Source organism: Runella zeae DSM 19591, from assembly GCF_000423565.1.
In the GTDB taxonomy this organism is placed as follows: domain Bacteria; phylum Bacteroidota; class Bacteroidia; order Cytophagales; family Spirosomataceae; genus Runella; species Runella zeae.
The window spans coordinates 1-20,964 of the sequence record NZ_AUIF01000070.1 but is presented as its reverse complement, the minus strand read 5'-3'; the positions used below and the strand labels follow the sequence as shown (position 1 = coordinate 20,964).

The following is a 20,964-nucleotide window of genomic DNA, read 5'->3' as shown; positions in this document are numbered from 1 at the left end:
TACTAATTCTTTGTGATTTCATAATAACTTATTAAAATGTTAATTACCGCAAATATATCATAAAATATTGATTATCAGCAAAAGAACAACTCTATTAATTAAATATAATATTGGCCTTACAAATGGCCGCACAATAGTGGTTGATACTTATGATAATTACCTAACATTCAAACTTGAAAAATAAATATTCCTCCTTTTAGTTTTTTATCATTATGTTAGAAAACCTCAAAAACTTTATTTTCAATAGCGAAAAAGTATCGTTTGATACCCGGTTTGCGGTTGGAATGGCACTGTTTATTGCGGTGGGAACAACGGCTATTTTTGCGCAAGAAGTTGCTATCCAAAGTTTAGCTTTTCTTTTGGCGGCCGCTTGCCTTTCATTGGGAATATTTGTAGGCTTTTTATTTGGCATTCCCAAAACCTTTCAAATTCAGAATAATCCGCAAAATCCTAATACTCATCGCCCAAATACTAATTTGGAAGAAATTTCGGATTGGCTAACCAAAATTATCGTAGGGCTTGGCTTGGTCAACCTCAAAGAAATTCCTCCCAAAATTCAGCAGACCGCAGAATATATTGCTCCGCAAATCGCCAACTTAGCTAACAAAGAAACAGACAAAATCGTCATAGCCTCGGCTATTTCCCTCACCAATTCAATCATGATTTACAGTTCCATTATTGGTTTTATTGGTGGGTACTTGGTGACTCGCGTATATTTAGCTGGATTTATCAGAAGAGGTGACCAAGAACTTAATAACAGCGTGGGGATGAAAGAAAGCCTAGCTAATTTACAAGAATCCATTAATAAACTGGAAGTCAAAACCAGTACGCTCCCAAGAACTGCCCCCCAGAAGCTATCTTCTGATGATCCCGAAAAAGGGAAATGGGGAGGACAAACCGAACGAAACGGTAGAAAAATATCAGCGATCGTAGGATTGAAAGTTGATGATAACGATTACCGAAATATAACAATAACTGTTGAATCGACCGACGTTAGCAATCCATTGACTGGCTTTGTCAAATTTTATCTACATCCTACTTTTGCCAACTCACGCCCCATCATTTTTGTAAAAGACGGCAAAGCCATTCTGAATATCATCGCTTGGGGGGCATTTACGCTCGGTGCCGAAGCCGACGGCGGCGATACCCAACTTGAACTTGACCTCTCCGAACCACGTTGGGGTGGTGATGAAATTTTTAGAAATAGATAAAAATGAGACGTCTGTAAAAATTACGATTGGGAAGTAATAAAACGTAGAACCTTATAAGGGCTTGAAGCCCTTATAAGGCTACAGTTACTTAAGCCATTGCCAACGCTTCGCCCAGTCCCCCAAAAAAGCAGCACGATATTTTGAGACTGTTCGGGCACCTTGCTGCTCCCCCAAAAAGAAGGCAGCCTCGGGCACATCTCCATACCATTGTTTTCCCAAACGATAGTCATCTTTGTTGGGCTTTCCGGGCCACGGTACTGTGCTCACATATTGCCCTTTTTGGGCATTCAAGGCGCTTATGGCGCTATGCGTTACATACGAACTCACTTCTGGTTTTTTGGAAGAATACCTTACACCATATACGCCATTTCCCAAATAATAGCCCGGCCACTCTTGTTTTTGGATTTCTATCGTAAAACAAATTGAGTCAGCAGGAAGGTTGAGTACCGGCCCTTTAAATCGCCATTCTACTACTCCATAAGCGGGGATGGTATCGGCAGTGGTAGTATTCCGCTCAAAAATATGTCTCGAACTATACGAAATAGGCGTAAATCGTCCCCCCCAGCTTTCGCCTTTTGGATTGGACGGGGTGCCATTCATCAAATACGCCAAGGAGGGAGTATCTCCCATTTTAATATGACCTTTGTAATAATTGACAAAATCGGCACCCATTGCCCCTTTTCCTTTGATAAAATTGTCGTAATAGGCTCCTTCACTCATATTTTTGGGGGCGTTTTCATCCTCCATAAACCAACCTCGGTAAGTGGCATTGGCTTCAATCATCCACAAATTGGGATGATGCTCCACGACATAAGAATAGGCATTGACGCTCCACTTTTTGTTAGGCCCGCCAATCCAATACACCCTAATTTTACTTTCGATTTCGGGCGCATCGTGCAAAGCTTGAGCTACATCTTCTAAGCCTCCCCACACCAATACCCAAAGTGGCTGCTTACTTTTCTTTTTAGCACATTTCACAATCCATTCCGAACCTTCGCTCGCAGTCCTATAGCCTGCATAAGGAGCCGCAGGGATCCCCCCCTGCTTACAAACTTGGCGAAGGGCACTGGGAGTCATTAAATTTTTGTTGTGAGCCACGAGCTTCGGAAAATCTTTTTCATACAGCGCAATCATGTCCAAAAGGTCTTTTTTTCGGCCATTACCATAAGGCGACGAAATCAAACCTTCGATATGAAACAAATCTGAGTACATCATCAAATGTATCATCGACTGATTGTCGTCGGGGTCAGTGCCACCGATATCGGTACTGACAATGACACGCGGCTTTTCTCGGGATTGCCCCAATCCTACCAACGGGTTCATGATGATCATCAGAATCAAGCTATATTTCAAATAGAGCGACATTGTTTTTACTTATTTTCGATTTATCCTTAACTTTCCTAAAAAATTATCTTATTACAATAATACATTTGATATTTTTTACAAAGAAAGCCAAAAATAGAAAATTATCGAAAATAAAAACAATAAATCACAAAAATCAACAGCTACTTCATTAGCACATAGAGGTATTTTTACAATAGTTTATTTCAAAACCTGTATTTTTATATGTGTAAAAATATATACTACAATGAAAACAACCATTGACCTTCCTGAAGATTTGATTGAAGAAGCTATGAGAATCACAGGTTCAAAATCAAAAATTGACGCTATTAAAAAAGCACTACATGAGTTAATCGAAAGAGAAAAACGATTAAAACTGCTCAATTTCAAGGGAAAAGTTGATTTAGATATTGATTTGAATAGCTTACGTGATAGAGCTTCAAAACTATGATTCTAGTAGATACATCCGTGTGGGTAGGGTATTTTCGCAAGGGGGAAAACGCTGAGTCATTAGAAAAATCAATCACTTTGGATTTGATTTGTACCAACGAAATCATACTTTCTGAACTCATCCCTGCCTTACAACATACACGTCACAGAGAACTCATCCAAAGTTTAAATGCCCTACCTTGCGTGCCTTACACTATTTTTTGGGAAGGAATTAGAACTCTACAGGTTTTGAATCTTACAAATGGAATTAATAGAGTAGGTTTGCTAGATCTTATGATAGCACAGCATTGCCTCCACCAGAATCTGGAACTATGGAGTTTGGAGAAGCATTTTCGATTGATGGTGACAAATACTTCACTAAAATTGTTTTCAACAAGTACTTGATAATCTATAAACTTTAGTAAATACCAAAAGCATATTTTGACAAAACCATGCCAAGCGTAACTAATCTTGGCATGGTGGGCAGTATTTGTTAAGAAGATTTTTGCGGCACACTCACAAACGGCTGATTATAATACCGCTTGCCAGTGGTTTTAAATAATGCATTGGCCACTGCTCCAAACACAGGCGGAAACGGCGGTTCGCCCAGCCCTGTAGGGTCAACTTCACTTTCCACAAAATGAACGTCTATTTTTTTCGGGGCTTCATTGTGACGAATCATGCGATAATTATGAAAATTGGTCTGTTCGGCAGCACCTTCTTTGTGAGTCAACGCCCCATAGAAGGCGTTTCCGATACCATCTATCACGGCTCCTTGCACCATATTCCGGGCGGCATCGGGGTTGACAACGACACCACAATCAACGGCACTCGTTACTTGTTCAACGTAGGGATGGCCGTCTCTTATGACCATATCTACTACATGTCCTGCATAAGAGTTATGACAGAAATAAGCTGCTACCCCACGCTTTTTAGCTGCATTTTCGGGTTTTCCCCAACCTGATTTTTCTTTGAGTAATTCCAAAACACCTATGTATCTACTCGCATCGTAATCATTGTTTTTGCCAACTGGATTTTCTTTGGCCCGTTTCAACAATTCCAAACGCAATTCAATCGGATCTTTGCCCATCGCTTCTGCCACTTCATCCAGAAAAGATTGCTCGGCAGCAGCATTAAAGTTAGAACGGGGCGCCCTAAATGCCCCAATAGTAATATTAGAAGGAATCTCCCAGCCTTCGGCCAAGTAATTGTCCACCGCACCAGCCGGAAAGCGATTGGCATGAACGGGGTTTTCGGGGATTCCACCTCCTCTTACCTGAAAGCCAATCAGGTTTTTGTTGGCATCCAAAGCCGCCCGATACGTAGCGGTGTACATAGGGCGATAGATACCGTATGTCATATCATCTTCGCGGGTATAGATAAGTTTGACGGGAGCATTTAATCTTTGAGAGATTCTAGCCACTTCATATACATATTGGCCATACGCCCTGCGGCCAAAGCCTCCGCCCATTCGGGTCATTTGAATTTCAATCTTATCTGCCGGAAGATTTAAAATTTTTGACAAAGTAGGTTCAATCCAACCCGGTGCCTGCAATGGCCCCGCTACTATTGCTTTCTCGGGTGTTACGTGGGCAAAAAAATTCATTGGCTCCATGGTGTTATGTGCCAAAAACGGGGCATTATAGGTACGTTCGATAATCTGAGCGGCGTTTTTGAAGGCCGTTTCGGGGTCGCCATCTTTTCTTAATTGTTGGGCAGGCTTTTTGGCATATTCAGCCATCAATTCCATCTGACTACTTGTTGTTTCTAATCTCCCTGGTACGACCACCTCCCTTTTCCCGCCCCCTCTTCCAGCGAGGGTGTCTTTTGTGTCGCCCGTGGGCTCCCATTTTACACTTAGTTTTTTACGAGCATTCATTACTTCCCACGTAGAATTGCCCACTATGGCTATCATTTCGTTAAAAGTACGGGTATCAAATCCCCCTTGTTCAAAGCCTTCATCATACAATTTAAAGCTAAAAACATCTTTGATACCTGGCATTTTTAGGACTTGGGCAGTATCAAAAGATTTTAGTTTCATCCCAAATGCGGGTGGGTGCTGAATCATGGCAACCAACATTCCCTCTACTTTGTAATCGATTCCAAAAAGAGGTTTTCCTGTCACAAGCTTTACCCCTTCAGTATTTTTCTTTGAGTAACTTACAATCGAAAAGTCTTTGGGTGCTTTCAATTTTAGGTCTTTCGGAACAGGTACGGTAGCGGCCTTGCTGGCCATTTCACCGTATTTGGCCGATTTGCCGCTTGAGTGGGATAGTTCGCCTGCTTTTGTGGTGATTTCATTAGCAGAAACACCCCACGTTTGAGCCGCCGCTTCGATGAGCATTTGGCGGGCTGCCGCTCCTGCATTTCTAAGCGGTTTCCAATACATTCTCACCGAATTGCTCCCACCAGTAAACTGTGGCCCTAGCTTCACGTTGTCGTGCGGCCCCATTTCTACTACTACATTTTTCCAATCTACGTCCAGTTCTTCGGCCACAATCATCGGCAACGAAGTCATTACATTTTGGCCAAATTCGGGATTAGGGCAAAGGATTTTAACAACGTTATCGGGTGTAATTTTGATATAGGCCGTCAGCTCCGCCCCTTGCTCAGGTAGATTTAGTTTCGTTGTCTTTTCGGCAGCTTCTGCCTCCGAAAACCAACTAAAACTCAACATTATTCCACCTCCTGCCAAGGCAGAAGATTTTAGGAAAGAACGGCGGCTTTGTGATTTAGTATTTTCCATTTTAATATTTTCTTTTTTTACGCTTTAAGCATTAGGCTCTGTACTTAAAAAATTGCTTACGACTACCTACTGCTTTACTGATTTTATCGCTTCTTTAATCCGCAAATACGTACCACAACGGCAAATATTACCGCTCATAGCAGCATCAATCTCAGCGTCGGTTGGGTTTGGGTTCTTTTTGAGCAAAGCCGTTGCTGTCATAATTTGGCCCGTTTGGCAATAGCCGCATTGCGCTACGTCGTGTTCTAGCCAAGCTTTTTGCACTGGGTGCTCTCCCTTTTCCGAAAGACCTTCTATGGTCGTAACGTCCTGTTTGCCAATTGCCGACACAGGCAAAACGCAAGAGCGAACGGCGTTTCCGTCTAAATGAATCGTGCAAGCGCCACATTGTGCCATGCCGCAGCCAAACTTGGTGCCGACCATATTGAGGCTATCGCGGAGTACCCAGAGTAGGGGCGTGCTTGGGTCAACATCCACCTTATTGGTCTTTCCATTGATTTTGAGGTTGTATGAGGCCATAATGTTATCTTTACTTTAAATCAATAATTGACAAAAATATATGAATAAATCGTTGATAAATAATACCTTTCAAATAAAAACTTACGATTTTTACAACTTATTATTTTCAAAAATTATAAGTTGTAACATTCCCTCTCATTGCCCAATCTGATCCTATGTCTGAATTTTGAAAATTTATATTTTCTTCAAATGTATCTGGTAAAACAGGCAGAGGGGGTAATGGATACTTTTAAATCTATTGTTACGAATGCGACAATAGTACTGTTATAGAGCTATTTCTTGATTTGATGCGTATCTCTCACACTACTGAAGGTCAGAGCCAACATTTTCCAATCCTTAGCTTGTTTTTGATAGACTTCGGTCACTGTGAATTCAGTTTTGACTTCATTACCCCTCACTATCGCAATGAGCGTGATTCTATTCCATACGATGGCTGTTTCGCCAAAAAATTCCATAGCAGTATCATGAACTTGAGCTTCTTTGTACCAAATGCTACCCGTTTTGATAATTTCAAGCTCTTCGTCGGTTTTCCATGTGCCGCTCATGTGAACAAACTTAGCTCTGGGATCAAATAATTCTTTGAGTTTATCCACGTTTTTGTCGGCCATCAATTGCCATTTGTCTTTGGAGAGCTGAATAAGTTCTTGCTCAGAGTTGCTTCTCTGTGTAAGTACATTATTCTGCTGCGCCAAAACCAAGGGCACATTTGCGGTCAAAAGCAAGAAGCTAAGGAATAAAACTTTCATAAGAAAATTAGAGTTGGATTGTGATACAACAAATGTAAGAGCACTCTTTTGGGGTATTGGTATAAAAATTACTGCTTTTTCTACCATTTTTACTGATGTTGTTCCTCCTCTCTACTGAGGCACGATAAGAGTTCTTAATTTTGTTTGAAACAGAATCAAAAATGGAGCGACTATACCCAATCACCCAAGTCAGTGATTATAATACCGACAACAATCACAAGACACTTCACCCTTTGGTGAGCGTCTTAGACTTTTCAAAAGCCAACCTTCGAAACTGGGGCGAAGCCACCACCATAAAATTTCAGTACAGTTTATATTGCATTATCTTGAAAGACGTAAAATGCGGCGATATAAGATATGGCCGTAATTACTATGATTATCAAGCTGGTACGCTGGTATTTTTCGCTCCTGGGCAGGTAATGACAATAGAATATATGGGTACACCTTATCAGCCTATGGGTCATGGTTTGGTTTTTCATCCTGACTTGATACACGGCACCTCACTTGCGTCAAATATCAGTAATTATAACTTTTTTAGTTATAAAACCAACGAAGCATTACATATTTCCGACGATGAAAGGCAGATAGTTTTAGATCTTTTTGCCAAAATCGAGTTAGAACTAAAACAGCCAATCGACAAACACAGCAAGAAGCTAATTGCTTCAAACATTGAATTATTTCTAAATTATTGTGAACGATTTTATGACCGCCAATTTATCAGCAGAGACCATGCCAACCGAGGTATCTTAGAAAAATTTGAAGAATTACTAAACAGCTATTTCTTATCCGACAAACCCCAAACCATTGGCTTGCCTTCAGTAGCCTATTTTGCGGAAGAATTGCATCTTTCTGCCAACTATTTTGGGGATTTGATCAAGAAAGAAACGGGGCAATCGGCCAAAGAATACCTTTTGAATAAAACGATAGAAATAGCCAAAAGCAAAGTGATTGAAAGTGACAAAACTGTCAACCAGATTGCCTATGAACTTGGTTTCAAATACGCCCAACACTTCACCCGATTTTTTAAGCAAAAAGTAGGACTAACCACTAATCAATATCGCGAACAGAAAAGAAGTGCCCTCCGCTTTTAATAAAAATTGTGCCCCAAACTAGCTCATAAAGCATTTCTACGCCAATTCTTTCAGCGCCTTTACCAAGGCATCCAAGTCCTGAGTAGTCGTAAACAAATGAGGAGTTACCCTTACGCCGTGTACATTGGCGTAGTCGATAGCGACGGTCCAGATTTTATAGCGCTCCATGAGAATCTTCGCCAATTCAGCCGGTTTCAACTTTTCTACGCCTACATTTCCAATAGCGCCGTGGCGGGCGGGGTCGGCGGGAGTATTGACGACAATCCCCGGATGATTGCGTACCTGCGATGTCCAATACGTCTGTAAATACCTTAGCCGTGCCTCTTTACGAGCAATCCCGATTTTTTGGTGAAATTTAATCGCATCTGCCAAGGCCAAATCCGTATGAACAGGGTGAGTACCTGTATGATTGAGTTTTCGAATGTCATCGTCGGGGTAGCCTGTTTCGCCCAAAAGCGGCCAAATCTGCTTGATTTTGTCTTTTTTCACATAAAGCATTCCTGCCCCTAGCGGGCATCCTAGCCATTTGTGAAGACTACTTCCATAGTAGTCGCAGTGTAAATCAGGGAGTTTGAAATCAAAATGCCCCACTGCGTGAGCGCCATCTACCATTACTTCTACTCCTTTGGCGTGGGCCATATCAGCGATTTTACGCACGGGCAAGATATGCCCCGTCACGTTGATAATGTGGCATAGCATCAACAAACGCGTTTTGGGCGTAATCGCGTTTTCGTACAAGGCCACAATCTCTTCGTCAGAAGCAGGATGGTTGGGAATCGAAATGATACGGTTTACAATTCCATAGCGCCGCGCCTGCTGCTTAAACATATCGACCATTGCGCCATAATCTTGCATTGCCATTACGACTTCGTCGCCCGCTTTCCAATCAATCCCCGAAATGATAGTATCGAGCGATTCGGTGGTATTGCGCGTGATAATCACCTCTTCGTAAGAAGCTCCTACTAGCTCGGCGAGCTGTTTTCGGACGGCTAGTTTATCATCAAACTGCCGCGTACGCATATAGCGCGACGAGATGGCGTTGATGTCGCGGATGTGTTGGATATAAGCTTCCAATACTTCGTTGGAGGCTAAGATATAATAGCCGTTTTCGAGGTGAATAAAATCATTGGTGACCGTAAATCCTTTGCGCAATTCTCCCCAAAAAGCCTCATCTTGAGCCACTTGCACGGGTGTTTGGGAGCTAATTTTACGAAGAAGAGAATCCATATTTGATTGTGACAAACCAATCAAACCTGTTAAAGATTGGACGAATTGACGTTTGTTGAGAAGCATAGAGACTAAGAGCTTGATGAATCGATTATCAAAGAAACATTTTATTTTGAAGGGTACTTTGATTTAGGCTCGAAATTTTTGAACCATTCAGGATTTAATAATTTAGAAACTTAGCCTTAAAACAGAGATAACAATAAACCTTCACCTTTGTGCGGTATTACAACCACCCATGATGTGAAAATATTGATTACCATTATTAGTACCATGCTTGCTTTGTTTTTTGGAATGGCAAGCATGGATATAAATATTGTAAGCACTACGACGATTGATTCGCTTGGTGCTTGTCAAGGTGCAAGCTACCACCAAGGCAAAGTTTTTTTGTACGGAGATCGTGAAGTAGGAATGATGAGAGTGTATGATTTGCAAGTCAATCAATTGGTTTATACAGGCAAAGAAATCAAGTTTACCCAACAAAATCAGGACATTATCAATCACCCTACAGGCATTGCATACAATGGCACTCACCCGACTTTCATCGGCAACAGCATTAGGCTCAACCCCGAAGGCACGCATTGGAAGGCAGTGATTTATGCCGTAGATTGGAATGGTTTGTTGACAAAAGGGACATTGGATGGCAATCTGCTACACGTAATCGAAGACGATGCATGTATACAAGGTACGCGTCCTGAGTATGTCCAATACAACGGCAAATGGTACGTAGCCACCTCCGACTATGGCCCTAAAAACAACGAAGTACGCCTCTACGATCCTACCCGTCTCAGTCAAGCTCAAAAGACAAGTGAGCCGGGCGTGTTGTTCAAGAAATTTAGCTGTTCGGCTTGGGTTCAAAACTTGCATTGGATTCCTTCCAAAGGAATTTTGGTACTCATTCAAAATCAAATCGAAGGCCGACGTTGGCGCTTTACTTTTTTAGATTTACAGAAGTCCATTGATGCTGGGCAACAACATGTTTTGAAGACCATTGATGTCGATAAAGCCGACGAACTCGAAGGTTTTTGCCTACTCAATACTCCCAACACGGGGATTGCGGTTACTTCTTCTCGACGCCAAAATGTGCATTTCGTGTCGCTACCATAGTTTTTCAAAATCATCATTTTTTCACCTCTTTTAAACACCTAACATATTAGTAATGAACATCTACACAACACCAATCAAAGATTGGATGCGCTACTGTATTTTGTTTTTTGGGGTTATGCTGAGTGCTCTAGCACCAGCAGCAGCTAGCAAAACACCCCAAACTGTCAAGCTCTCGGGCGTCGTCACCGACGAGGCCAACCAACCACTACCAGGAGTAAGTATTGTAGAAAAACAAACCCGCAAAGGAACGGTTTCTGACGCACAAGGTAAGTTTTCGATTGAAGTTGCAGAGGGAGCGGTCTTGGTATTTTCGTCGGTAGGATATGTGCCACAGGAAATCACGATCAACAATCAAAATACCCTTGTCATAAAACTCAAGGAAGACATCAATATGCTCAATGAGGTGGTAGCCGTAGGTTATCAAACTTTGCGCAAAAGTGATGTAACGGGGGCTATCTCCAACGTCAAAGCCCGTGAACTCAACCTTGCTGCTCCTACCCTAGGACAAGCTTTGGTGGGGAAATTGGCCGGCGTGCAAATCTCCCAAGTAAGCGGCGCTCCTTATGTAAGTACCAAAATCCGGGTCAGGGGTATCGGGTCTATCAATGCTAGTTCGGATCCTCTCTATGTGATTGATGGTTTTCCAGCGGGCAATGACGTATTTATCAACCCCAACGACATCGAAAGCATCGATATTTTGAAAGATGCCGCTTCGGCTGCTATTTACGGCTCACGGGCTTCTGGCGGTGTGGTGATTATCACTACCAAACGCGGCAAAGACGGAAAAGGCAAAACCGAGTATGAATTTCAATATGGAGTGAGTCAATTAGAGAAAAAAGTAAAACTACTCAACGCCGAACAATTCACTCAGCTACTCATCGACGCTCGCAACGGCACTTACCGCGACTTAGTCGAAAACTCAGGCAAACCTTGGACAAACGACATGTACTCTGATGATAACGCTACGCGGGTTTCGAAAGTAGGAAACGCCAGTGCGGTAAGCATCCCTACGGATTTGTACGACTTCGCAAGTCAGAAGATGATTGCACCCAAATACAACACCGATTGGCAAAATGAACTTTATCGTAATGCTCCGGTGGCACGCCACAACCTGACTTTTTCGGGAGGAAACAAAGGCGGGCGTTATTTGGTGAGCTTGGGCTATCAAAATCAACAGGGAATCATCGTGAGTACCAAACAAGAACGGCTCAATTTTCGCGCCAATGTAGACGGCGACCTCACCGACAAGCTCAAAGTAGGTGCGAGTGTTTTTGTGACTTCTACCAATGGTCGCGAAGTACAAGAAGGTCGTTTCAATCAAGGTGCCATTTTGGGAGCATTGATTTATCCACCTACTTTTAGAGCCTATGACGACAACGGCAATCTGATTAAAAATGCCGTGGCGGCCCAATCTCCACTCTACGGCTATCAGACCATCGAAAACCCCGTAGCATTGGCCATGGAAACCAACATCAATCGGCGCGGATTACGGGCTACTTACAATGGTAACCTGACCTATGAACTCCTCCCTGGCTTGTCGGCCAAGGCCAACGTAGGCTTACAGACTTACAACGAAAAATACGAATATTACCTACCCACAAGTTTGAGTAGTGGCAACAACCCTCCTTATTCGACCCAATCTTACGCTGCTGCACGTGCCACTGCCCAAACTTTGTCTACAACGAATCTACTCGGCGAATTCACGGCCAACTATACCAAGCAATTTGGCCAACATGGCATCAATTTGTTGGCAGGATACTCCGCTCAAAAATACAACAGCGACCTTATCAGTGTATCGGCTCAAGGCTTCCAAAATGATTTGATTCAAGAAATCACCGCCAAAGGTGCCGACCCTGCCAACTTTTTTATGAATAGTAATACCGGCAAAGTAGAAGAGACACTGCTGTCTTATCTTGCCCGTGCCGAATATCGCTATGCTGGACGTTATTTTATCACGGCTGCTTTCCGTCGCGATGGTTCTTCACGTTTTGGTCCCCTCAATCGCTGGGGAGCATTTCCGTCGGTATCGGCTGGTTGGAACATCTCCGATGAAGCATTCTACGGTGATTTATTGGGCGAAACTTCTACCCTAAAACTAAGAGCAAGCTGGGGACTTACCGGAAATTATAACATCGGGAATTATAACTATCTCCAAACCATGTCAAATCCGGGAGGGACAGTTTTTGGAAATGGCAATATCGCTACAGCAATTTGGGCAAACTCTATCAAAGACCAGCGTCTAGGCTGGGAATCTACTTCGCAGTACAATGTGGGTCTTGATTTGGGATTGTTTCAAAACCGTCTTTCGGTAATATTCAACGCTTATTTGAGTAATTCTTTCAACCTGCTTTTCAATCAGCCTGTATCGGCGATTTCGGGGACTTCTACCATTCTTACCAACCTCCGCGATTCAAAAGTTCAAAACAAAGGACTTGAATTACAGCTCGACGGGCGGGTCATTTCGCACAAAGATTTTAAATTAAACTTGAGCGGCAATATTTCACTCAACCGCAACAAAGTCCTCAACATGGGGGGCGCCAATACCATCATCACCAACGGTGCCGAACGCTCTTACTTAACGCACATCACCCAAGAAGGTCAACCTATTGGGATGTTTTATGGATTTAAGGTGATTGGGATGGTGCGCGAAAAAGACATGGAAAACATTGCGATCGACAATGCCAACTACAATGCCTCTAAGCAGTCCTTTCCCGCAGGATATGTACTCAAAGGCCCCGCTCGCTCTACGGCTTCGAGCAATCCACTTCGTCCGGGAGATTTGATTTTTGAAGATGTAAACGGCGACGGCGTAGTCAATGACGCTGACAAACAAGTCATTGGCTCACCTTATCCCAAATTTACGTACGGGTTTTCGCTCAATGCTAGTTATAAAGATTTTGATTTCAATGCCGCTTTCAATGGTGTCTATGGCAACCAAGTATTGGACGGTCAGGATTATTATGTATACAACATGGAAGCTTCTGGCAATCAATACGTAGACGTCATCAACCGCTATCGTTCGGAAGCTGAGCCGGGCAATGGCCTCGTGTATCGCGCATCTCGTGGAGGTACCCAAAGCAACAGCACCCGTCTATCGACTTTTTATTTACAAAATGGTTCGTTTTTGCGCTGTACCAATATCGGTTTAGGTTACAATCTTCCCACCCTTTGGATGAACAAATGGAAAGTAGCGGGCTTACGTGTATTTGCCAATATCAACAATGCCTTTACCCTCACCAAATACAAAGGCTATAACCCTGAAGTAGATTACAACGGCGGAGCCAACCTCACTCCTGGCGTCGATTATGGCATGTATCCTTTGGCTCGTGCCTACAACGTCGGTCTAAAACTTACTTTCTAAAACACTGGACTTCAATCGAATCATAACCAATGAAAAATATACGTATCTGTCTTTTAAGTCTCACGCTGCTGATAGGCGTTAGTGCTTGCGATGATCAATTTTTGGTCGAAACCGACCCAAACTCAGTCGCTACTTCTGACTATTTCAAAACCGAAAACGATGCTTTACTGGCCCTCAACGGCGTTTATCAATCGCTCCGCAACAACAACGGAATTGCAGAAAGCAGTGCCTTGTTTTCTGAAGAGCGTTCTGACAATGCTGGCCGCAACGACAACCAATCTAATGCCGGAGAGCCATTTCAATTCAATGATTTTTCGTTGTTGCCCAGCAACACCTATCTCAAAACCCACTGGCTAGCTTTGTATCAAATCATTTCGAGGGCAAACTTGGTGCTTGAGGGAATCGAAAAAGTAAATTTTAGTAATCCTTCCATCAAAGCCCAATACCAAGCCGAAGCTAAGTTTATTAGGGCATTGATTTATTTTCATTTGGTAAGAAAATGGGGCGATGTACCACTCATTACCAAGACCCTTAGCTCAAGCGACGAAGTAAAAGCCAATACCGCCCGCCAAAAGAAAGAAGAGGTATATGCTCAAATCATAGCCGACCTTACAGAAGTAGCCAACAGCCCCCTACCCGATCATCAGTCAGTAGCCAACAAAGGGCGAGTATCTAAAGTGGCAGGTTTGTCTCTTTTGGGGCAAGTGTATCTGACTATGGCCACTACCCTTGCTAGTGCCAATCGCACCGCCAATTTGGCCCAAGCCAAAACCTACCTCATGAGTGCTTATGACAAAAAAACTTTTGGGACGCTGAAAGAGATTCCTTACCAAGATGTGTTTGATGTTGCCAAAAAATCTACCAATCCCGAGATTATCTTCCAGATTGTGTATCGTCAAGGCGACATCAACTATTCGTCACGCATTGCGGCCAACAACCAAGCCCAAGGCGAAACCATCAACTCACTACGCGTAAACACGGGCGTAGGTGGTAATGTAAAACTTGATTTGGTGAAAGAATACGAAGAAGGAGATTTGCGCAAAGATTTTTCGATCAAATACGCCAATGCCTCCAACGTAAAAGATTATTTCATCACCAAATACCGCGACGCAAGCGCGGCAGCTACGGCCAACGGCTACGGTGGCAACGACTGGATTTTGATACGCTATGCCGATGTAATTTTGATGCTTGCCGAAGTAAATATGCACTTAGGAGACGAAGCTGCCGCCATTGGGTTTTTGAACCAAGTCAGAGAAAGAGCCAAAATGCCTCTCTATGAAGCCTCTCGCCTCAACGCAGCTTACAATTCCAAATTTCCTACGCTCAAATTGGCCATCTTGCACGAACGTCGCATCGAGTTGGCATTCGAAAACCACCGTTGGTTTGATTTACTACGTTTCTTTACTCCCACCGAATTGGTCACTTATATGAGTACGAAACTCCAGGCTGATTATGGTGCGGCCAAAGTCTCTAATTTTGGTTTGAAAGACTACTACTATCCTATTCCCTTTGATGAATATAAACTCGACCCTCAAAAAATGTATCAAAACGAGGGATATTAAATAAGACTGACAGAAAATATATTTTTTGTTTATCATTAAGAGTAGCATCGAAAATAGGCGCTGGGACAAAACTTACAAAACAAAACCAATTTCTATTCTCAATGTTACTCTTGAGTAAAACAAATCGACTTCCAGCAAATTAACTTCGGAGGTCGTTGTATTCGATGTACAACGATTTTAGGTGCCGAACTCCAACGCCCCTTAGCCCTGACCGTCATTGGGGGAATGACTCTTGGAGTGATTGCTTCTTGGACACTGATTCCATTGTTGTATTATTGGATGGCACCTAAAAAACACTCTGCTTCTACCTAAGCTGTTACCAACAACAATACCCTCAAATCTGATTAATTTTCAAGCATTTTGTTGTCTTGTGCTATTTCCCTTTTTCTTTGCAACTTCAACAAATTTTGTTAGCCATGTTGCAAAAAGATTTAATCACATTTGAAAGCATTCTCAAAAAAGTAGTACACCAAAGTGTTGATTTTTTAGAAAACCTACCTCAACGTCCTACTTCAGTCTCCGTCCCACAGCTCACCTCTCTGCCGCTCAACGACGAAGGGCTAGGAGCTATGGCAGTCTTAGAAGAATTTAAAGAGAGATTTGACCCAATTCTTGTGGCTTCGTCGGGGCCTAGGTCATGGGGATTTGTGACGGGCGGGGCTACTCCTGCCTCAGTCGCGGGAGATTGGTTGGCGGGGCTTTATGACCAAAACCCCCAAGGTACCCACGGACAAGGCGATGTATCAGCACTGATTGAATTAGAGACGATTGAATTACTCCTAGATCTTTTTGGACTACCCTCTTCTTTTGGGGGAGGATTTGTGACGGGTGCTACTATGTCAAATTTCACGTGCTTGGCCGTAGCTCGCCAATGGGTTGGATTACAACAAGGCTATGATATTGCACGAGAAGGCATTCGTCAGACTATTCCGATTCTGACGGCTACGCCTCATTCGTCAGCTATCAAATCACTGTCCATGTTGGGCATAGGGAGTCAGAATTTTGTTCAACTCAAAACCCTGCGCGACAACCGAGAAGCCATAGATATGGAAGATTTACAAACCCAAATAGAAGCTCTAAAAGGCAAACCTTTCATTTTGATTTCCAGCGCAGGCACCGTCAATACGGTTGATTATGACGACTTTAAAGCTATTTCTTCACTCAAAAAGCGATATTCTTTTTGGTGGCATATCGACGCGGCTTTTGGAGGTTTTGCGGCTTGCTCACCCCATTATAAGCATTTAGTAGAAGGTTGGGAAGAAGCTGACAGTATCACTATTGATTGTCATAAATGGATGAATGTGCCTTATGAAAGTGCTTTTTTCATGATTCAAAAACAACACATTAAATTACAAATTCAGACCTTTCAAAATTCAAATGCTCCTTATCTTGGCAATCCCCTTGATAATTTTAGCTTCCTTAATTTTTTACCCGAAAACTCACGAAGACTGCGAGCCTTACCTACTTGGTTTTCGTTGAAAGCGTATGGAAAGAACGGGTATCAAGAGATTGTAGAAAATAGTGTGAACATGGCTCAGCTTTTAGATACGTTTATCACAACAACCCAAGGTTTTGAATTGCTGGCCCCTACCCGTCTCAACAATGTTTGTTTTACACTTCAAGGAGATGAAAACCAGGAAAAAGTTCTCATTTTTTTGTCAGAACTCAACAAACGGGCTAAAGTCTTTATGACGCCTACCGTCTATCAAGGCAAACGAGGCATTAGAGCGGCTTTTGTCAATTGGCGTACTACTGCCGAAGACGTACAAATTGCAATTGATGAAATGACCGCTGTCTTACAGAAATTATCCAAAAAGCTTTGATTTGGACGCATTATTCCTAAATATTGCGACGTTTATCTTTTCCCAATTTTTTAAGATTCAGAGTCCATGTTTAGCGTTACACAGCTCAAAACTTTCACCCAATATATATTCCAAAGCATCGGTTTTTTGGAAGCCGATGCTATTTTGGCCGCCAAAGTACTTATCTCTGCTGATTTACGCGGTGTTGATTCTCACGGTATTGCGCGTTTGGCAGGCTATGTACGTTTGTTTGACCACGGACGTCTCAATCCCAAGCCCAATATTCGGATTGTACATCAAACGCCTAGCACTGCTGTGGTGGACGGGGATGCGGGAGTGGGCTTGGTAGTAGGCCCCAAAACCATGGAAATAGTCATCGAAAAAGCTAAAAACGTAGGTTCGGGCTGGATTTCGGTACAAAACTCCAATCATTTTGGAATTGCGGGTTACCATGCTATGTTGGCGCTCGAACACGACATGATAGGCATGGCTATGACCAACGCCGCCCCGCTCGTAGCTCCCACTTTTTCGTTAGAAAAAATGCTTGGTACCAATCCCATCGCTGTAGCCGTACCTGCCCATGAGGAACCCGCTTTTGTGGCTGACTTTGCCAGTACAGCCGCCGCTTATGGAAAATTTGAAATTTTACAGCGCAAAAACCTCCCCGCACCGCTAGGTTGGGCACAGGATGCCACTGGCGAAATCACGACCGATGCCAACCCCATCAAAAATGGAGGGGCTTTACTTCCTTTAGGCTCTGACCGCGAGCATGGTAGCCACAAAGGCTACGGCTTAGGTGCTATTGTTGATATATTCTCGGGGGTATTGTCAGGAGCCAATTATGGGCCGTGGGTGCCGCCTTTTGCCACAGCGGGTTTTATGGCTGCTACCGAAGGCGTCGGCAAAGGGACGGGTCATTTTTTTGGAGCCATGCGTGTAGATGGTTTTCGCCCAGCCGATGAGTTTAAGGCACACATGGATACTTGGATTAGACGCTTTAGGAATGCGCAAGCCGTAGAAGGTAAGAAAGTACTTATTCCGGGCGACCCCGAACGCGAAATGGAAGCCGAACGCACCCAAAATGGCCTAGACTTATTGCCCCCCGTTGTACAGTCTTTAGAGGAATTGGGGAAAAGGTTTGGGGTAACACTTTAAAATTCTCCTTATCAACGGAGGCAGCGTTTTGAACGCTGCCTCCGTTATGCCTTTAGTAGCTTATGACAAAGATTGGGTATCAAGTCTTAAATTTAAAAACAATTGCTACAAAACAACTTGTACTATTTTTTAAACAAGAAAACGCTTTATCTGTCTCTTCACTCTAAACTTAATGTTTTTATATCGTTGATTAAATGTTGCATTTCTAGTAAAAGTGTACCATTATAAATACCCCTTATCCGCTTTGATTTATCTACTAATATAAAATGTTCTGTATGTAAAAATTCGCTACTATCTTTACTATAGCCAATATCTTCTTCTGCAAAATAAGAGCGTCTTGCATGAAGATATATCTTACCCTTATTTCCTGTTAAAAAATGCCAATTTTTATTATTTATGTTATTTTTTTCTTTATATTTTTTCAAAACACGCGGAGAGTCAACCCAAGGCATTACAGAATAAGACAGCAACACAATATTAGTGTCTAATTTTAGACTATCGCTTACTACTTTCATATTCTTCACCATATTAGGACAAATCACACCACAGGAAGTAAAAACAAAATTAGCAACATGAATTTTTCCTTCTATATTTTTTTGCGTGATGCGAATACTATCTTCGTTATAAAATGAAAAATCGCCAATCTTGTGAAATACTTTACGATTTTTTTCTTCTTTTTTTTCAATAAAAATAGGCGTAAAACTTGGCTCATTATAGTATGGCAATGTTACCGAATTTGTTGTATTTTCAGAACACCCTGCTAAGAGCCAACTACTTACTACTAATAATACTATCCGATACATTTCTACAATTTTTAGTTCCGAGTAAACCATATCTTTTACCTTTAATAATTACATAATTAGCCCTTATTTTTCCGTTTTCATACCACATTTTTTGAGGTCCTTCCTCTTGCCCATTGATGTAGGTCCCTAAATGAAACAAAGCACCGCTGCTACTCCATTCTCTCAATTCTCCCTCATAGACGTCATTTTTGGCAATAAATTCAACCTTTTTATGCCCCTTTTCCCAATATAGCACCTGCCGCCCATGTTTTTTCCCTTCATAATAATTTCGTTCTTCTTTCAACTGTTTATCAGGGTACCATTTTTTACAGCATCCATGTAGTAATCCATTGATATATCCTTCGATCAGTAGAGTATCTTTGTTAGCACTTAACTCATATAAAAAACCTGAATATTTGTGCGTATTCAAAAATACAATATCATTCTCAATATGAATCTCTTGTAAGGATTTTAACAAATAGATATTTGGTACTTTTTTATCTGCTATTTTTTCTGGCTTACTACACGAGCAAGCCAGAAAAAGCAATATATTCTTTAGGAATATTTTCATTTTATTGAGTGACCGTTCCGGGGGTTCCATAATATCCATTCCCATTCAAGTAGGGAGAATCTGCCGTAAAATGATAATGATAAATACCATTAGGATAATCTACTGTAGCATGGGTATGACCATGATAAGCATCAAGCATACTACTTGTGACCGTGGTTCCATTTTCTTCTTGCGGGCCATACACCGGAAATCCATCCAACAAAAATCCCATTAACCCAGATTTTTTCGATTTGACAGTAGTCAAATACAAAGGCTCAACGTGATAATGATAAACTCCTGAATTTTGGGGGTGTCCATAGTACTTATCAAAACTAACAATTTCACCGGCTAAAGCTTGATTATTTGGACCAGCATATTGATTAAATAAAGCTACCCCATTCAGAGCAATTCCAATAGCTCCCAAAGGGGTCGCGGGATGTGAAGCGTCTACTTTTGGATTAAGTGGAATTTTCACGGTAGCGTTATACTCCGCAATTGTATTAGGATTTTTTTTAAATTCATTACCTCCAAAAGTACTACCATTATACGCTTCATACAATGGGTTTGTAGTCGCATAATAAGGGCTTTTGTGGTCAGGCAAATTTTTTGTTTTAAAGTAAATATACGTACCGTCGCTGGTAATACTTGTGGCTCCATATACCTTCTTATATACGGCTGGCACTTCAGTTGATACCGGGGTAGTTGTAGAAGTTTCATCTTTGTTACAACTTACCAGTACTGCAATTGTAGAAAATGCAACTAGCAATTTTCTTAGTGTTTGTTTTGTAGCTCCCATCGTCCTTAAAAAGTTAATTTATTTTATTTAAAATTTGATTTTTTAAAAAAATACCATTAAAACAATTAAAATATACCAAATAGATTATAAAAATATAAAATCAAATACTTTGACTACAAAGTTATTTTAGTTTACAATTCTTTAACGAGTCCATTCAATCATAATTACATAATTTTCCATAAAAATTAAATATACACAAATCAATCCCAATCAAGGTTTTCATCGCTACCATCACTTGGGTGCATTGCAAATTGTCGCCTTCATGCCGCCTTGTTTAGATGCTTAAAATTGATTTGGAGCACTTTCTTTTTGACTTCGCACCACCTATCCGACTCATACCTTGTTCTTAACTTAAGCATTGCATCCACACCGGTCTTGGTCCATCTCTGACCTGATAGTTTCATTCGTGACTGTATAACTGTTCGGTGTGCGGCCTCTATGGCTCCGGAACCTATCATCAAGCCCATTTTACGGTATTCAGCGTATTGCATTCTATATGCATTTCTTCGCAAGTAGTCAAGTATACCATCTATCGGCTTTCG

Annotated in this window: 17 protein-coding genes; 9 read left to right on the top strand and 8 right to left on the bottom strand. The window is 42.0% G+C overall.

Features of this window, described 5'->3' with window-relative positions; genetic code table 11:
• Positions 1-212 precede the first annotated feature (212 nt).
• Positions 213-1,211 (top strand): pYEATS domain-containing protein, encoded by a 999-nt coding sequence (locus G563_RS0117260; RefSeq protein ID WP_028666418.1) that lies wholly within the window; start codon positions 213-215, stop codon positions 1,209-1,211.
• 84 nt (positions 1,212-1,295) lie between these two features.
• Here G563_RS0117260 and G563_RS0117255 read toward each other — a convergent pair whose 3' ends face one another.
• Complete coding sequence (locus G563_RS0117255; protein ID WP_028666417.1) at positions 1,296-2,576, bottom strand: nucleoside hydrolase-like domain-containing protein; 1,281 nt, start codon at positions 2,574-2,576, stop codon at positions 1,296-1,298.
• Between the two features lie 223 nt (positions 2,577-2,799).
• Between G563_RS0117255 and G563_RS0117250 the strand changes: the two genes are divergently transcribed.
• Both G563_RS0117250 and G563_RS0117245 read left to right on the top strand, forming a co-directional pair.
• Entirely contained in the window at positions 2,800-3,003 is a 204-nt protein-coding gene (locus G563_RS0117250) for a type II toxin-antitoxin system VapB family antitoxin (RefSeq protein WP_028666416.1), read from the top strand.
• Positions 3,000-3,386 (top strand): PIN domain-containing protein, encoded by a 387-nt coding sequence (locus G563_RS0117245; RefSeq protein ID WP_028666415.1) that lies wholly within the window; start codon positions 3,000-3,002, stop codon positions 3,384-3,386. Before G563_RS0117250 ends, G563_RS0117245 begins: the two co-directional genes overlap by 4 nt.
• A gap of 88 nt (positions 3,387-3,474) precedes the next feature.
• Here G563_RS0117245 and G563_RS0117240 read toward each other — a convergent pair whose 3' ends face one another.
• The 3 genes from G563_RS0117240 to G563_RS0117230 form a co-directional block, all read right to left on the bottom strand.
• Entirely contained in the window at positions 3,475-5,727 is a 2,253-nt protein-coding gene (locus G563_RS0117240; RefSeq protein WP_037327259.1) for a xanthine dehydrogenase family protein molybdopterin-binding subunit, read from the bottom strand.
• 66 nt (positions 5,728-5,793) lie between these two features.
• Positions 5,794-6,246 carry a (2Fe-2S)-binding protein gene (locus G563_RS0117235; RefSeq protein WP_028666413.1) on the bottom strand — a complete coding sequence of 151 codons (453 nt, stop codon included), beginning with the start codon at positions 6,244-6,246 and terminating at the stop codon, positions 5,794-5,796.
• 272 nt (positions 6,247-6,518) lie between these two features.
• Positions 6,519-6,992, bottom strand: coding sequence for a nuclear transport factor 2 family protein (locus tag G563_RS0117230; protein ID WP_028666412.1), 474 nt, complete (start codon positions 6,990-6,992; stop codon positions 6,519-6,521).
• Between the two features lie 161 nt (positions 6,993-7,153).
• Here G563_RS0117230 and G563_RS0117225 point away from each other — a divergent pair, with 161 nt between their 5' ends.
• Entirely contained in the window at positions 7,154-8,083 is a 930-nt protein-coding gene (locus G563_RS0117225; RefSeq protein ID WP_028666411.1) for a helix-turn-helix domain-containing protein, read from the top strand.
• A 36-nt stretch (positions 8,084-8,119) separates the two neighbouring features.
• Here the strand turns inward: G563_RS0117225 and G563_RS0117220 are convergent, their stop codons facing one another.
• Positions 8,120-9,376 carry an aminotransferase class V-fold PLP-dependent enzyme gene (locus tag G563_RS0117220; RefSeq protein ID WP_028666410.1) on the bottom strand — a complete coding sequence of 419 codons (1,257 nt, stop codon included), beginning with the start codon at positions 9,374-9,376 and terminating at the stop codon, positions 8,120-8,122.
• A gap of 174 nt (positions 9,377-9,550) precedes the next feature.
• On the opposite strand from G563_RS0117220, the gene G563_RS0117215 reads away from it, so the two are divergent.
• The 5 genes from G563_RS0117215 (at position 9,551) to G563_RS0117195 (ending at position 18,294) form a co-directional block, all read left to right on the top strand.
• On the top strand, positions 9,551-10,414 hold the full coding sequence (locus G563_RS0117215) for a hypothetical protein (RefSeq protein WP_028666409.1): 864 nt from the start codon (positions 9,551-9,553) through the stop codon (positions 10,412-10,414).
• 52 nt (positions 10,415-10,466) lie between these two features.
• Complete coding sequence (locus G563_RS0117210) at positions 10,467-13,775, top strand: SusC/RagA family TonB-linked outer membrane protein (protein ID WP_028666408.1); 3,309 nt, start codon at positions 10,467-10,469, stop codon at positions 13,773-13,775.
• Between the two features lie 29 nt (positions 13,776-13,804).
• Complete coding sequence (locus G563_RS0117205) at positions 13,805-15,337, top strand: RagB/SusD family nutrient uptake outer membrane protein (RefSeq protein WP_028666407.1); 1,533 nt, start codon at positions 13,805-13,807, stop codon at positions 15,335-15,337.
• Between the two features lie 416 nt (positions 15,338-15,753).
• Positions 15,754-17,160, top strand: coding sequence for a pyridoxal phosphate-dependent decarboxylase family protein (locus G563_RS0117200; RefSeq protein WP_037327261.1), 1,407 nt, complete (start codon positions 15,754-15,756; stop codon positions 17,158-17,160).
• A 66-nt stretch (positions 17,161-17,226) separates the two neighbouring features.
• Positions 17,227-18,294 (top strand): Ldh family oxidoreductase, encoded by a 1,068-nt coding sequence (locus G563_RS0117195; RefSeq protein WP_028666405.1) that lies wholly within the window; start codon positions 17,227-17,229, stop codon positions 18,292-18,294.
• A gap of 158 nt (positions 18,295-18,452) precedes the next feature.
• Here the strand turns inward: G563_RS0117195 and G563_RS0117190 are convergent, their stop codons facing one another.
• The 3 genes from G563_RS0117190 to G563_RS0117180 are packed head-to-tail and all read right to left on the bottom strand — an operon-like array spanning position 18,453 to position 20,392.
• Positions 18,453-19,097 (bottom strand): SCO family protein, encoded by a 645-nt coding sequence (locus tag G563_RS0117190; protein ID WP_037327257.1) that lies wholly within the window; start codon positions 19,095-19,097, stop codon positions 18,453-18,455.
• On the bottom strand, positions 19,066-19,647 hold the full coding sequence (locus G563_RS0117185; protein WP_028666403.1) for a toxin-antitoxin system YwqK family antitoxin: 582 nt from the start codon (positions 19,645-19,647) through the stop codon (positions 19,066-19,068). The genes G563_RS0117190 and G563_RS0117185 overlap by 32 nt, the downstream gene beginning before the upstream one ends.
• Position 19,648: 1 nt before the next feature.
• Positions 19,649-20,392: a YHYH protein gene (locus tag G563_RS0117180; RefSeq protein WP_028666402.1), complete on the bottom strand. Its 744-nt coding sequence runs from the start codon at positions 20,390-20,392 to the stop codon at positions 19,649-19,651.
• Positions 20,393-20,964: the final 572 nt, after the last annotated feature.